Source organism: Acidocella sp., assembly GCF_050253495.1.
GTDB lineage: Bacteria > Pseudomonadota > Alphaproteobacteria > Acetobacterales > Acetobacteraceae > Acidocella.
Map to the genome: position 1 here is coordinate 1 of NZ_JBFWIX010000007.1, position 13611 is coordinate 13611.

A 13611-nucleotide genomic window follows, 5' to 3' on the forward strand; every position below is an offset into this window, starting at 1 on the left:
GCTTGCGATCGCTGTATTGCTGCTCTGACGGCGTGCGTGGTCGTGTCGATTCCGTGACGAACTTGTCCCATAGGGCATCCTTCCATTCCAAAGAAAGGATCGCACCATCAAACCGTGGGATCAAACAACTAGATCGGAAGGGTGTCTTTCGCGCCGGCGACCAGCTTTTCATCTCGACCGAAGGTGCTGACCTCGACTGCCAGTTCCGCGATCAACTCCTGCAAGAGCGTATTTTCACGGCTCTTGTATACCACCGCAAAGGGCATGAGCGGCGGCTGCAGGGATGTATTCAAAAGCTGCAAGTCGCCGCCCTTCAGTTCCCGCTGAAAGCAGGAAGGCGGCAGCAGGCTGACGCCAAGCCCGCCCGCAGTCAACATTGCGAGCACGCTGAGGCTGTTGCAGACATTCGAAAGGTTCAACGAGGAGGCCGAGCCATGGGCCAGTATCCAGGAACAGATGGTTCTGTAGTGATATGAATCCTCGCCGAGCGAGAGAATGCGCAGCGATTTGAAATCTTCCGCACGCAGGGGTTTCTCCGGCTGGATGAAATCTCGGCCGGCCATCCAGCTATAAGTAAGCTGCCCGGTCGAGCGGACAACATAGCTGCTGTCGAAGGAATCGCTGGGGACGAGCACGATATCCAGCGCCCCTGCCTCGAGCTTGGTCATCAGTTGCCGTGTCAGGGCAATGTCAAGCTCGATGGCGATGTTGCGATAGCGCTCGGCGGCCTTGGTGACGAGGTCCGCCAGCCAACTGATGGCCACCGTTTCGGCAACGCCGAGGCGGAGGATGCCCGAGAGCGTCTCGACCCCGCTGATCCGGCTTCGGGTTTGGTCGTGCAGCAGCATCGCTTGCTGCGCATAGGCCACGAGCTCGCGCCCCTTCGGCGTCAAGGTGATCGACCGATGGCTACGGTCGAACAGTGACACGCCGAGAAACTGCTCCAGTTCCTGGATGCGCGTCGAGACGGTCGACTGGGTCACGTTCATCTTGGCGGCGACCGCGGTGAAGCTTCCGAGCCGGGCGGCTTCAGCGAAGGTGGACAGTTGAAGGAATGTCATAGCAAACCTTTTCATCGAATTTTTCGATGTAATTATATCAAAAACTATTGATTTTAATAGACCAAATCTTTCGCTAAGGAATAAATGCCAATTGATGACCAATCCGGCGCTGGAGGCGGGGCAATCAACCGATGGCAAGGGGAGGAACAAATGCAAAAAACAGGTTTCGTACCGCAGAGCGGTGCGCAGGAAACGACCCGACAGCAACGCAGGGCCGTTATCGCATCACTCGTTGGAACGACTATCGAATGGTATGATTTCTTCATCTACGGGCTTGCGGCCGCCACTGTTTTCGGCCCACTTTATTTCCCGTCCGATGATACTTTTGCGGCGACGCTTCTGTCCTTTACCACCTTTTTTCTCGGTTTTGCCGCCCGACCGCTGGGTGCGCTCATCTTTGGCCACTTCGGCGATCGACTCGGTCGTAAGAGCACGCTGATGGCCACGCTGGTGCTCGCCGGCGGCAGCACTGTCGCCACAGGCTTCCTGCCGACATACGCGTCAATTGGAATTTGGGCACCAATCCTTCTATCGGTGCTTCGCGTGCTCCAGGGAATCGGGGTCGGCGGCGAATGGGGCGGGGCGGTTGCGGTAGCAACCGAATGGTCCAACACCGGAAAGCGCCGCGGCCTGCTTGCGAGCGGGCCCCAGTTCGGCGTGCCCGTGGGCATGCTGCTTGCCGTCTCGGTCTTGGCTATGATGTCGCATTTCGGCCCCCCGGAATGGTTCAATTCGATCGGTTGGCGCATCCCCTTTATCATCGGCGCCCTGCTGATTTTCGTCGGCATCTATATCCGGCTCGGTCTGATCGAAACGCCGGTCTTTCGGAATATGCAGGAAAAGGAAACCATCAAGCAGGCGCCGCTGGTCACGGTTTTCCGCGACCACTGGAAAGAAGTCGTGCTGAGCTGTCTGATCCGAACCGGGCAGCAGGCCCCTTATTTCCTCTTTACGGCATTCATCCTCACCTATGGAGTCACCCAGCTCCATCTGGAGCGCTCCTTCCTGTTCAATTCTGTCCTCGGGGCATCAGCGCTCTCGCTCTTTACCACGCCGTTTTTCGGTTATTTGTCAGATCGGGTCGGACGCAAACGGCTTTATATCATCGGCGCCGTGGTAATGGGGCTCTTTGCTTTCCCCTATTTTTGGATGCTGGATAGCGGCGTGACTCCTTTGATTGTCGCCGCTATCCTCATCTCCTTGCCGGTGCACGACATGCAATATGGCCCTCAGGCAGCCTTTATTGCCGAGAATTTTCCTCCAAGCGTGCGCTATTCCGGCTCGTCCCTTGGCTACCAGCTTGCAGCAATCATCTCGGGTGGACCGGCACCGCTGATCGCGACCTATCTCGCGCATGATTATGGGGGTTCGACGGCGATCGCGGCCTACATCGTGGTGACAGCCGCCGTCAGCCTGGTGGCGGCTGTCCTGCTCCGCGACAGGTCCAAGGACGACTACGAAAACGATTGAGCCGGGACGCGACCGGCGGCGTCGGGCGGCTTCGCCCGACACGAACAGCATCAAGAAACGCAGATATTGGAAAGACAGAATGGAAAAGACGGCAGGACCCAGCATCGCTTCTAACGTTCTCGGGCGGTTTGTACACAGGGCGCATCTCAAGCAACTCGGCGGTAACCCGGCGTCCGTCGACAAGCCCCGGATCGGAGTCGTGAACAGCTCCGGGGGAATGTCCGTCTGCTATGCGCATCTCGATGAGATCGCGAAGCTCGTCTCGGACGCAGTGGAAGCGGCGGGCGGCTATCCCGTGGAGATTCGCACCACGGGGCCAACGGACGGGCTTTTCTTCGTCCTCGGCGGACGTGACGCCGTGCCGGACGCGCGCGACATCCTTGCCCACGATATCGAGATGATGGCCAAGGGCGAGGCACTCGACGGGCTGGTGCTGCTCTCTTCATGCGACAGCACTACGCCGGGGCATTTGCTGGCCGTCGCCCAACTCGACCTGCCTGCGATTATCGTGCCTTGCGGTTTCCAGGCCGGCGGTCAGCATTGCGGGCGCAACATCCACATCATGGATCTTTACGAACGAACCGGCGCCTTCCTTGTCGGCCAGGCCGATGAACAAGAGCTGGAGGACATGGCGGATCACACGATCGGCTCGCCCGGGGTCTGTGCGGGGTTGGGCACAGCCAATACGATGCACATGATGGCCGAAGCACTTGGGCTCGCGCTACCCGGCAACGCCCCGATCTGGGCCGGCAGCGTACGGCTGCGTGATTTCGCGGCCAAGGCTGGCGAAGCGATCGTCGGGCTGGTGGAGCGCGATCTGCGCCCCTCGTTCATCCTGACCGAGGCTGCGTTTCACAATGCGCTTGCCGTGCTGCTCGTGAGCGGTGGGGCGGCGACTGCGGTCCACCACCTGCAAGCGCTTGGCGAGGCCTGCCGTCTGGGCGTAGATGTCTATGCGATGGTCGAACGGCTCGGCAAAAGCTTCCATCAAGCGTGCTTCATTTCCCCTTCCGGTGGCGGCAACATGGAGGAGTTGGAGGCCATGGGCGGGGTGCGCGCGCTGATGAAAACACTTGAGGGGCGGCTGTCTCTTGACGCGGTGACCATCAACGGGCCGCTGCGGGCCGTGCTTGCGGCAGCGGAAGGTGCCGACGCGTATATTCCCGAATCGTCCACGACAGCCGGATTGGTCCTGGTGCGCGGCAATCTAGCGCCTGGCGGAGCACTGGTGCGCCCCGGTGTCTCCGTGAATGGCGCGCGCGCCTTCGAGGGCGCGGCCGTCGTCGTGCAAAATCCGTCGGAGGCGCAGGAAGCCGTGCGGCAGGGGCGCGTCCCGCCAGGTAGTGTCTTGGTGATGATCGGTGGCATAGACGATACCGCCTGCATCACGACGGGTGCAGCCCTCGGCGACAAGATCGCGCTTGTCTCCAACGGCGGCTACTCCGGGTTGAGCCGCGGTCTCGTGGTGGGCTTCATGCCGCGAGGCGACGAGCCAGGCCATCCCATCCACGCTGTGCGCGACGGCGACCGCATCAGGATCGACGTCGACGCATGTTTAATTTCTTGGACGAAAGCGGGGACGAACGCCGTGGACGCGTGAGAAAGCGTGTCGCCTCGGGAAAGTAGAGCAGCAGGAATACTCCTGGATCCGGTGCCACAGTTCAGCAAGCCAAGCGACCGTGCGGATCGATTACCCATTCGTCACGGCTTTGTTGCGCAAATCGGTTGATAGGCGCGACTTTGGCCAGCAGTCGGCTTTTGAAGGTCTTCGGTTAAGCGGCACGCTGCGTTTGAGGCCTTCCGAGTGCGGTGGAAGCGGTTGAGGATGGGGGCGCGGATTTGCAGTTCGGCGATCTGGCGATCGAAGCCTCGTGCCATGATGCGCTCGCCCAGCAGTTTGAAGCAATGCATTTTTGTTTCACCAGGCTGCGTTGGTGATAGCCGCTCCACCATTTCCAGATCGCCCTACCAAATAGTTGCGTTGTACAAACGATTACATTGCAGGCCGTGACGACCGGCGTATTTTCAGGCCAAGCTTGCGCATTGCTGCGGGCAAGAATGATGGCACATGCATCGCGTGCGGCAATGGCTTCGTGATAGGCCCTGGTGTCGAAAGCGTCATCGGCGCTGACTCCCGTGATGGCTTGATCGCCTGGTGTCTACTCGAACAGTTCGGGTAGCATGGGCGCATCGCCAACACGGCTTCCGGTCACTTCGATAGCGCGGATTTCTAACGATCCGGCGTCCACACCCAGATGGACCTTTCGCCACTGCCGCCGTTTGGAGGGGCTATGCTTGCGCCGGCACCGCTCTTTCCATGTGAGCGATTATTTTCTGAATTGTCTGCAGGAACTCTACACCCGTCAATTTCGAGGCCTTACAATTAGGAAGGCAATTGTTGCGCCAACAGCGAAGGTACGGGCTGCGCGGGCAGCCGCATAGTTGGCAATACAACAAAAGCGCCTAACCATAGACAGCTCATGACGTATTTTGATCGCGGATAACGTCTGTGAAAACGCACCATCGAAACTCCCTACCGCTACCGGTGAAAAACCTTCAACTCATTGCGATTTCGGGGTGTTTTGCCCCTGCGTTAATCTACGCCTCCCGCCACACTGGCAGGGCCAACAAAAAAAGTCCCACCTTGCGGGATTATTCCGCAATCAGTACCCTCACGCCGTAGCAGGCGCGGAAAGGGGCGAGTTGGTCTTCAGTGGCGCGAATATCGGTGATCAGCGTCCAGCGCTCCGGCAGCAGGGCCCAGGCGGTGGAGGCGGTGCGGCCGAGCTTGCTGGCGTCGGCCAGCACGTAAACCTCCCAGGCCTGGGCGATCATCAGCTCTTTCAGGCAGACCTGCGCCTCCGTGGCCTCGCAGATGCCGCGTCCGGCCACCACGCCGTCGCAGCCCAGGAACACCCGGTCCGCCGTGAGGCGCCGCAGCGCCTGCTCCGCCGCTGGGCCTACCGTGCCGAAGCTGATCTGGCGCATGCGCCCGCCCAGCACGGTAAGCTCTACACCCGGCACACCCGCCAGGGCGGTGATGGTGGTCAGGCCGTTGGTGATGACATGCAACTGCAGCGCCTCGCGCGCGGCCAACTCCGCAGCCAGCGCGCCGGTGGTGGTGCCGGCATCCAGCAACAGCGTCTCGCCCGGTTGCACGAATTGCGCTGCCAGCCGGGCGATGGCCTGTTTCTCGCGCGGGTTTTCCTGGGCGCGCACCTGCACGGATTGTTCCGGCACGGCGGCCCCGCCATAGGTGCGCAACACATGACCCTCGGCCGCCAGGCGGGTGAGGTCCCGGCGGATGGTGGAGGCGGAAACGCCAAGCTCCGCGCTCAACGCCTCGACATCGGCCGTACCGGCCCGCAGGCGGGTGAGGATATGCTTGCGGCGCTGGCTTGCTACTCTCACAAATAGGCTCTCCCTGTTCAGGCTTGGCCTAACGCAGCTACCAGGCCTAGGGCAAGCGGGGCGGCTCAGCGTTCCGCCAGATCGATCGCGGCGTGCAAAGCCTCCAGCATGGAGCGCTCATCGGCCTTACCAGTACCCGCGATGTCGAACGCCGTGCCATGATCCACGGAAGTACGGATCACCGGCAGACCGACGGTGATGTTCACCCCCGCTTCCAGCCCTAGCACCTTCACCGGGCCGTGGCCCTGGTCGTGATACATGGCCACCACCATGTCGAAATCCCCGCGCCCTGCGCGGAAGAACAGCGTGTCCGCCGGCAGCGGGCCTTCCACGTCCCAGCCCTTGGCACGGCAGGCCTGCACGGCGGGAATGATCTTTTGTTCCTCCTCGCCATGGCCGAACAGCCCGTTCTCGCCTGCATGTGGGTTGATACTGCACACGCCGATTTTCTTGCGAGTCAGCTTGGCCTTTCCCAAAACCGTGTAGCCGCGCGCGATCACGCGCTCCACCAAAGCGGGCTCGATCTTCTTGATCGCGTCCAGTAGGCCGATATGGGTGGTGACATGGATCACCCGCAGATTAGGCGCGGTAAGCATCATGGAAACTTCTGGCGTATTGGTCAGCGCCGCCAACATCTCCGTATGGCCGGGATATTTATGCCCGCCCGCATGCAACGCTTCCTTGTTCAAGGGCGCGGTGCAGATGGCCTGGACGGAACCCGCCATGGCAAGCTCCGTGGCGACCTTGATATATTGATAGGCGCCATCGCCTGCTACCGGGGAGAGCTTGCCCCAGGCCATGTCCGCCGGGATCAGCCCGAGATCTATGCAATCCACCACGCCGGGGGTGTAGCGCGCCTTGTCCGCCTCGCCAGGGCTCAGCTTGTTGATGGTGAGGCTGGCGCCGACAATGCGCCCCGCCGCTTCCAGCCGCGCGGCATCGCCCACCACCAGCGGGCGGCAGCGCTCATAGAGATTCGCATGGGCGAGGCTCTTCATGATGATTTCGGGGCCGATGCCCGCAGCATCCCCCATCGTAATGGCGATCACAGGACGTGTCATGGTGAAATCCTTTTCCGTCGTCAGAAAATACTGTTGAGAAGGCTGGGCTGGTGCAGCACGGCGCGGCAGCGCAGCAGCGTGTCCGGATGGCCGAAGGCCCCGGCCTTGGTGATGACTGGCAGCCCGTGCGGGCCGCTGGCCCCGCCCTCGGTGACGGAGAGCGCCACGCCGGGCTCGATCTCGCTGCGCAGCCGCAGCCCAGCGGCGCCGAAGGCCATCAGCACCGCCCGCGCGGTTTCCCCGCCGGTTGAAACCAGCCCGCCGATGCGTGCGGCAAAGGGCGCCACCAGCCAGGAGAGCGCACGGCAAAGGGCCAGCCCCTCGCCGACATCCACGTGCTCCTCCATGCCAAGCTGCACCACCACGTCCTGCCCGGCGGACAAGGCTTCATCCAGGGCGCGCAGGGCTGCGGTCCATTCCGCGTACCCTTCCCCGGCTCTTAGCACATGTGGCGGAATTACCAGCGTTTGCAGCCCGCCGGCGGCGGTGAGATGCGTCACTTGCCCGTGCGAGACGCCTGACATGCTACCGACCACGAACAGCACTGGCCCCCGTGCGGGGGCCAGCGCCTCCCGGCTTGGCGCGTCATGACCCAACCTGGTGGTTTTCGGGAGGTAACGGGCCAATCCCGCCGTCCCCGCCCACAGCACCTGCCGGCTCAGCGCCACGCCGGCCTTGGCGATGGCACGCAGATCCGCATCCGTTTCGGCGTCGCAGACCACCGCGTCATGCGCCGCGCCAGCTTGCGCCAGAGCGGCGGACAAGCCCATTTGCCCGGCTCTGACCACGTCCAGTGGTACGTGGGTGGCGCGCAACCCGGCCCGCACCGCCAGTGTGGGCATGTGGGCGCGGCCCTGGATGCCCTCGCGCTTCCAGACCTCGGTCTCTTCCACGGGTACGTTGTTCAGATATTGCCGCCCGCCGCGCGTTTGCCGCCCCGTGGCGGGGAAGGCGGGCGCCACCAGCGCGAAGGCATCCGGCGCCCATTCACGCTGCGCCGCGAGGGTTGCGGCCAACTCTGCGCCGACATTGCCGCGCAGGGTGGAATCGAATTTCTTGAACCAGATCTGCCCGGCTTGACCGAGGCGGCGCAGCAGCGCGCCGGTGTGCGCGGCGGCATCCTCCGGCGCCAGGCGGCGCGTGTCCGCATCCAGCGCCAGCACTTCCGTGGGCGGGGCGCTGCCCGCCGTTTCCCCCAGCGCGACAAGCGTTTGCAAACCGGCCGCGACGCAGGGAATGGCGCAATCGGCCGCTCCGGAAAGATCGTCCGCGACGATGAGCATGCGCATCTGGATGGGGGATTGGTTCATAGCTGTGCCTTTGCGCCGACCCGGCGCGCCCACCAGGCGGTGAGTGGCGGGGTGAGAATGCTGGTGACGATGACCGAGGCTGCGACCAGCACGGTGGCGGGCGCGGCGGCGGCGGCGTAGGCGTGATTGGCGCTGGCCACCAAGGTGGGTACGGCGGCGGCGTTGCCCGCCGTGGAGGCGGCGGCCAGTCCGGCCACGCCGTTGCCACCGGTGGTTTTATCAGCCACCAGCATGACGATGCCGGAGACCACCAGCACGAACAGCCCAAGCGCCAGCCCCAGCAGCCCGGCCTGCCAGACCTGGTGCAGATCCAGCGAGGCGCCGAGCGCGAAGGCGAAGAACGGGATCATCACCGGGGTTGCGCGGCTAAGAAAATCGCGCATCTTATGGTCGAGATTGCCGATGACGATACCCGCCGCCAGCGGAAGGATGGCGCCCACCAGTGTCTGCCACGGGAAGGCCGAAAGCCCGGCCGCACCCAGTGTCACCATGGTAAGAAACGGGCCAGATTCCAGGGACATGACGGAATAGGCCGCTGCCTCGTCCGCTGTGCCATACTGGCCCATCAGCGCCATGTAGAGACCGCCATTAGTGTCGTTGATGGCGGCGACCACCGCAAGGGTGGAAAGCCCGGCGAACCAGCCGGAGGTAATGGGCACTTCCCCCAGAAAATGCCCCAGCACCACGCCGCACAAAATACCCATGAGGATCTTGGAGCCCAGCAGCACACCGCCCTTTCCCGCCACCCGCGGCAGGGTTTTGAAGGAAATGGTGGACCCCATGCAAACATAAAACACCGCCAAAATCGGCAGTGCGCCGTTGAACAGGGCGCCGGTAAAGGAGCCGAAGAACCCCGCGGTGTCCGGCGCGAAAGTGTTGATGAGGCAGCCAATGGTCAACGGTACGATCATCATGCCGCCGGGCACGGAATCGATGGTTTTCTTAATGGGAAGCTGCATTTTGGTTCCTCCGGGCGGCATTATTGATGACTGAATTGAGCGAAAGGCGCCTGGATACCAGCACAAAACACTCGAATCAATCAAAAAAATGACTAAAACACGCAAAAATAAGTCTGATAATGCAGGATTCCTGCCCAGATCCCGGTTTAAGACATTGAAAGAGTGTAAGCGTCAGCTGAGTCGCGCCTTGTGTGGTTTTGCGTGCTCTGCCTCTGATCTTCTGCTTGGCAGTGGAGGAAGGCGTTGGCTGGTCAGTTACGATGTGGTCGAGGTTTGCCCGGCACATGATGGGCCTGGGCAGATCACCGCGCTGCTGGGCGCCACGGTGATGGCCGAGCTGCTGGCGCTGGCGGCCAGCAATCAAGGCTGAGCGCGCCAGGCCAGACGCAGTTTCAGAAGGCGAAGCCGGCCTTCGTTAGATCGGTTTTCGCCAACTGGGCGAAGCCGATCAGGGTTTCGTCGTCGAGGTCCAGCGCCATGCCGGTGATGGTCAGCGCGCCCAGGAATTGACCATCCATTTCAAACACCGGCACGGCGACGGAGGCCAGGTGCCGGTTGCGCTCGCCGCGCGAGATATAGCGCCCGGCCAACCTGATGCAGCGATGCGCCTCGTTCTGCGCTTCTGTGTAGGCCAGCAGGAGTTGAGAGGCAGCACCACCGCCTGATAAGGGAACCGAGGCGCCGACTTCGATATAATAGCGAAAATCCCGATATACCTGGTCGCGCGCGATGCAGACGCGGTTTTCCCCCGAGCGCACGAAGAACGAGGTGGTCTGGCCAACCTGGCCGCTGAGGGAGCCGATGACCGCTTCAATCCGGCGAACGAAATTCGTCGATTGGCGATAGAGGGCCGCCATCCGCAAATTCGCCGGGCCTGGGGACTAGGCGCCATTCGGGTGTTTCTTCAGATAGTTCCACGCGGCGAGGATTTTCAACGCGCGCAAAGTTGTGGCTTTGTCCAGCCCGGATAATTCGGCCAGCTCCTTCAAATGCAGAGAGGGCTGCTGCTGGGTGAAGAAAGACAAAAGATAGAGCCCCCGTTCCAGCACGCCGGAGGGGGGAGGGGAGGATGCGCTCATCATACAATCTCGCTTGACATGTGTCCAGAAAAGGCGTTTTATTGGTTAAATCACATTTCATTGAATAAAACAAATGTGGGAGAAACAAATGCAACGCCAGCATCCAAGACGGCGAATCAGCTTTTTGTCGATTTACGGCATGGCCTTTTCAAAGCTTCCTTTTGTCAGGTTGCGTCTTATTTCCGTGTAGAAAAGTAGGTTTAGTTAACTCAAGTCGGGTGCGGGATGCTTTGCCCGGGATTTGGTATCTTGCGCCATGCGGAAAGTCGTGACACTTAATTCATATTAAAAAGATAGATATTAAGTGTTTATAGTCAAGGCGTGGTTTTGCGTGTTGGCCGTGGCTGGTTATCCGCTGCAGTGTTGGATGTGACGTGGCGTTGGGCCACGTCGCTTTTTTAACGACGCGATCGCGCAATCAGGTCGGGCAGGAGTTTGCGGCATGTACGTAGCAAAACTACTACTCCAGAAACGTTTGAGGACAGGTATGGAACAAATCGAAACCGTCGCGATTCCGCGCGCAGCCGATGCGCAGACGGCGCAGCCATTGCTGGACGTCTCCGGCGCCACGGTCCAGTACAAAACCGGCCGGGAATTGGTGACCGCAACCTACCGCGTCGATTTTCAGATCATGCCCTCCGATCGTTTCGTGCTGCTCGGGCCTTCAGGATGTGGCAAATCGACGTTGCTGAAGGCAATCGGCGGCTATGTCGGTTTGACCGAAGGAAGTGTGCGGCTGAATGGCCGCGAAATCCGCCAGCCTGGTGCGGATAGGATGATGGTGTTTCAGGAATTCGACCAGTTGCTGCCTTGGAAAACCGTGGTCGAAAACGTGATGTTTCCGCTTGTTGTCACCGGCAAGATGCCGAAGCGCCAGGCGATGGAAAAAGCCATGAGCTATGTCGAGAAGGTCGGTTTGGTGCGGGCGGCGAACAGTTTTCCGCACATGCTCTCCGGCGGCATGAAACAGCGTGTCGCGATTGCGCGGGGTATGGCGATGGAGCCGGAAATCCTGTTGATGGATGAACCTTTCGCAGCACTCGACGCCTTGACCCGCCGGCAGATGCAGGACGAGTTGTTGCAGCTCTGGGCGGAGACGCGCTTCACCTTGATGTTCGTCACACACTCCATTGGGGAAGCCATCAAGATCGGCAACCGGATCCTTCTGCTTTCACCGCATCCTGGCCAGGTGATGGCCGAGCTCAACAGCCCGCCTTTAGGCCCACTGCCGGATGGCTGGCAGGCGCAATTTGAAGATAAGATTCATTCGATGCTGTTTCCGCAAAGCCGGCACGGCGAGGAGGAAGGCCATGAGTAACCTGCTGGCCGACACGGCCATTGCGACCCCGACGCGGTCGGACATTTATCGCCAGCGGACCGAGACGGTGGCGATCACGGCGCAGCGGCCGCTATCGCTGTTCGAGCGGCTCTATAATCAATCTCTGGTGCGCAAGGCGCTGCTGATCGTGATCTTGGCGCTGCTCTGGCAGAGTTACGCGGCCTACATGGATAACGAGCTGCTGCTGCCGACCTTCAGCGCGTCCATGGCTTCGTTCATTCGCAACATCGCTGACGGAACCTTGGAATCCCATATCTGGGTGTCGATCCATGTGCTGCTGCTGGGCTACGGACTTGGCATTGTGCTGGCGGCGGTGCTGACCAGCCTGGCCATTGCCACGCGCATCGGCACTGATCTGCTGGAAGTAATGACGGCGATGTTCAACCCGCTGCCGGCGATCGCCTTGCTGCCGCTGGCGATGATCTGGTTCGGGCTAGGCGAAACCGCTTTGGTGTTCGTCATCGTCCAATCGGTGATTTGGGCCGTGGCGTTGAATACCTATACGGGCTTTCGTTCGGTTTCGGCTACCTTGCGAATGATCGGGCGCAATTACGGGCTGGGGCATTTTGCCTATATCAGCAAGATCCTGATCCCTGCGGCCTTTCCCAGTATTCTTGCCGGCATGAAGATTTCCTGGGCTTTCGCCTGGCGGACCTTGATCGCCTCCGAACTGGTCTTCGGGGTGAGCTCCGGCTCTGGCGGGCTTGGCTGGTTCATCTATGAGGCAAAAAATTCGCTGAATATTCCGGCCGTGTTCGCGGGGCTTCTGACCATCGTCATCATCGGCCTCGCGGTCGATAATCTGGTCTTCCAAACCATCGAGAACCGCACGGTCCGCCGCTGGGGCGTGCAGAGTTAAGGAATCTCTGAACAACTTGGTGTTTTCTTAGTCCTGGGTAAAATTTGAGGATGTGTCTGGAGAAGATGTTCTGATGCGCCAGCTGAGTTTTTCGAGCGTTGGGTTTGATTGTTTTGGCAAGACCACGCGCCGTGGGGCGTTTTTGGCGGAGATGGAGCAGGTTGTTCCGTGGCGGCGGTTGTACGATCTGATTGCCCCATTCTACCCAAAGCCTGGCAAGGACCGCGGCCCGGTTGGGTTGGATTGCATGCTACGCATTTATTTCCTGCAACACTGGTTCAGCCTGTCCGACCCGGGGGCGGAAGAAGCGCTTTATGATTCCGAGGTGATGCGTCGGTTTGTTGGCGTTGATCTTGGCCGCGAGCCGGTGCCCGACGAGACGACGATCCTCAATTTCCGGCATCTGCTGGAGCGCCACGAGTTGTGCGGCCAGATTTTCCAGGAGGTGAACGCGTATCTGGCCGAGCGCGGGTTGAAGGTTTCCACCGGCACGATTGTCGACGCGACCATCATTCACGCACCGTCCTCGACGAAGAACGAGGCAATGGCGCGGGATCCAGAGATGCACCAGCCCCGCAAGGGCAACCAATGGTATTTTGGCATGAAGGCGCATATCGGCGTGGATTCCAAGACCAAGCTGATCCACGCCGTGGCGGCGACGCCCGCGAATACGCATGACAGCACGCTGCTGGAAGACTTGCTGCACGGTGATGAGACGCGGGTCTGGGGCGACCAAGCTTATCGCGGACAGCGCGAGGTCATCCACCGTTGCGCGCCCAGGGCCAAGGACTTCACCAACCGCCGGGCCAAGTTCGGGGGCGTGGCGAACGAGGCCGAAAAAGCCAAAAACCGGAGAAAATCCAAGGCCCGCGCCAAGGTTGAGCATTGTTTTGCCGTGATAAAACGCGTGTTCGGCTTCACCAAGGTTCGCTACATGGAGATCGACAAGAACGCCGACGGGCTGTTTGCCAGTTGCGCCCTGGTCAATCTGTTCATGCTCAGAAGGCGTCTGTTGTAACGACAACCGCTCCGAGACTTGGATCGCCCCTCGCCCAGAGGCAG

The 13611-nt window shown here is 60.9% G+C and carries 13 protein-coding genes and 1 pseudogene; 6 read left to right on the top strand and 8 right to left on the bottom strand.

Annotated features, from left to right (window positions below):
• Nucleotides 1-128 precede the first annotated feature (128 nt).
• Entirely contained in the window at nt 129-1076 is a 948-nt protein-coding gene (locus tag AB7D48_RS07265) for a LysR family transcriptional regulator (protein ID WP_427977102.1), read from the bottom strand.
• Between the two features lie 69 nt (nt 1077-1145).
• On the opposite strand from AB7D48_RS07265, the gene AB7D48_RS07270 reads away from it, so the two are divergent.
• The gene (locus AB7D48_RS07270) at nt 1146-2531 is read left to right on the top strand and encodes an MFS transporter (protein WP_427977105.1); all 1386 of its coding nucleotides are present in this window, start codon (nt 1146-1148) and stop codon (nt 2529-2531) included.
• Between the two features lie 79 nt (nt 2532-2610).
• Nucleotides 2611-4131, top strand: a complete 1521-nt coding sequence (locus AB7D48_RS07275; protein ID WP_427977107.1) for a dihydroxy-acid dehydratase — start codon at nt 2611-2613, stop codon at nt 4129-4131.
• A 172-nt stretch (nt 4132-4303) separates the two neighbouring features.
• Here the strand turns inward: AB7D48_RS07275 and AB7D48_RS07280 are convergent.
• The 5 genes and pseudogenes from AB7D48_RS07280 to AB7D48_RS07300 form a co-directional block, all read right to left on the bottom strand.
• Nucleotides 4304-4843 (bottom strand): annotated as a pseudogene (locus tag AB7D48_RS07280) (IS5 family transposase); the annotation flags it as partial.
• 340 nt (nt 4844-5183) lie between these two features.
• Nucleotides 5184-5942, bottom strand: a complete 759-nt coding sequence (locus AB7D48_RS07285) for a DeoR/GlpR family DNA-binding transcription regulator (RefSeq protein WP_427977109.1) — start codon at nt 5940-5942, stop codon at nt 5184-5186.
• A gap of 65 nt (nt 5943-6007) precedes the next feature.
• Complete coding sequence (pdxA, locus tag AB7D48_RS07290; protein ID WP_427977112.1) at nt 6008-7003, bottom strand: 4-hydroxythreonine-4-phosphate dehydrogenase PdxA; 996 nt, start codon at nt 7001-7003, stop codon at nt 6008-6010.
• A 20-nt stretch (nt 7004-7023) separates the two neighbouring features.
• A complete protein-coding gene (locus tag AB7D48_RS07295) occupies nt 7024-8313 on the bottom strand; it encodes a four-carbon acid sugar kinase family protein (protein ID WP_427977115.1) in 1290 nt (429 codons plus the stop codon).
• A complete protein-coding gene (locus AB7D48_RS07300; RefSeq protein ID WP_427977118.1) occupies nt 8310-9272 on the bottom strand; it encodes a 2-keto-3-deoxygluconate permease in 963 nt (320 codons plus the stop codon). The genes AB7D48_RS07295 and AB7D48_RS07300 overlap by 4 nt, the downstream gene beginning before the upstream one ends.
• A gap of 88 nt (nt 9273-9360) precedes the next feature.
• Here AB7D48_RS07300 and AB7D48_RS07305 point away from each other — a divergent pair, with 88 nt between their 5' ends.
• Nucleotides 9361-9642, top strand: coding sequence for an arginase family protein (locus tag AB7D48_RS07305; RefSeq protein WP_427977120.1), 282 nt, complete (start codon nt 9361-9363; stop codon nt 9640-9642).
• A 22-nt stretch (nt 9643-9664) separates the two neighbouring features.
• On the opposite strand, the gene AB7D48_RS07310 is transcribed toward AB7D48_RS07305, so the two are convergent.
• Both AB7D48_RS07310 and AB7D48_RS07315 read right to left on the bottom strand, forming a co-directional pair.
• A complete protein-coding gene (locus AB7D48_RS07310) occupies nt 9665-10129 on the bottom strand; it encodes an IclR family transcriptional regulator domain-containing protein (RefSeq protein ID WP_427977429.1) in 465 nt (154 codons plus the stop codon).
• Between the two features lie 24 nt (nt 10130-10153).
• Nucleotides 10154-10351 (bottom strand): helix-turn-helix domain-containing protein, encoded by a 198-nt coding sequence (locus AB7D48_RS07315; protein WP_427977122.1) that lies wholly within the window; start codon nt 10349-10351, stop codon nt 10154-10156.
• A gap of 487 nt (nt 10352-10838) precedes the next feature.
• Between AB7D48_RS07315 and AB7D48_RS07320 the strand changes: the two genes are divergently transcribed.
• The 3 genes from AB7D48_RS07320 to AB7D48_RS07330 all read left to right on the top strand — a co-directional run bounded on the left by AB7D48_RS07320 (nt 10839) and on the right by AB7D48_RS07330 (nt 13567).
• Nucleotides 10839-11669: an ABC transporter ATP-binding protein gene (locus AB7D48_RS07320; RefSeq protein WP_427977124.1), complete on the top strand. Its 831-nt coding sequence runs from the start codon at nt 10839-10841 to the stop codon at nt 11667-11669.
• Nucleotides 11662-12549 carry an ABC transporter permease gene (locus AB7D48_RS07325; RefSeq protein ID WP_427977127.1) on the top strand — a complete coding sequence of 296 codons (888 nt, stop codon included), beginning with the start codon at nt 11662-11664 and terminating at the stop codon, nt 12547-12549. The genes AB7D48_RS07320 and AB7D48_RS07325 overlap by 8 nt, the downstream gene beginning before the upstream one ends.
• 73 nt (nt 12550-12622) lie before the next feature.
• Nucleotides 12623-13567: an IS5 family transposase gene (locus AB7D48_RS07330; RefSeq protein ID WP_427977432.1), complete on the top strand. Its 945-nt coding sequence runs from the start codon at nt 12623-12625 to the stop codon at nt 13565-13567.
• Nucleotides 13568-13611: the final 44 nt, after the last annotated feature.

Coding starts and splice junctions, on each gene's coding strand:
- AB7D48_RS07275 (WP_427977107.1), top strand. CDS start 2,611: ATGGAAAAGACGGCAGGACCCAGCATCGCTTCTAACGTTCTCGGGCGG.
- AB7D48_RS07295 (WP_427977115.1), bottom strand. CDS start 8,313: ATGAACCAATCCCCCATCCAGATGCGCATGCTCATCGTCGCGGACGAT.
- AB7D48_RS07320 (WP_427977124.1), top strand. CDS start 10,839: ATGGAACAAATCGAAACCGTCGCGATTCCGCGCGCAGCCGATGCGCAG.
- AB7D48_RS07300 (WP_427977118.1), bottom strand. CDS start 9,272: ATGCAGCTTCCCATTAAGAAAACCATCGATTCCGTGCCCGGCGGCATG.
- AB7D48_RS07315 (WP_427977122.1), bottom strand. CDS start 10,351: ATGAGCGCATCCTCCCCTCCCCCCTCCGGCGTGCTGGAACGGGGGCTC.
- AB7D48_RS07265 (WP_427977102.1), bottom strand. CDS start 1,076: ATGAAAAGGTTTGCTATGACATTCCTTCAACTGTCCACCTTCGCTGAA.
- AB7D48_RS07305 (WP_427977120.1), top strand. CDS start 9,361: ATGACTAAAACACGCAAAAATAAGTCTGATAATGCAGGATTCCTGCCC.
- AB7D48_RS07325 (WP_427977127.1), top strand. CDS start 11,662: ATGAGTAACCTGCTGGCCGACACGGCCATTGCGACCCCGACGCGGTCG.
- AB7D48_RS07270 (WP_427977105.1), top strand. CDS start 1,146: ATGCCAATTGATGACCAATCCGGCGCTGGAGGCGGGGCAATCAACCGA.
- AB7D48_RS07330 (WP_427977432.1), top strand. CDS start 12,623: ATGCGCCAGCTGAGTTTTTCGAGCGTTGGGTTTGATTGTTTTGGCAAG.
- AB7D48_RS07310 (WP_427977429.1), bottom strand. CDS start 10,129: ATGGCGGCCCTCTATCGCCAATCGACGAATTTCGTTCGCCGGATTGAA.
- pdxA (WP_427977112.1), bottom strand. CDS start 7,003: ATGACACGTCCTGTGATCGCCATTACGATGGGGGATGCTGCGGGCATC.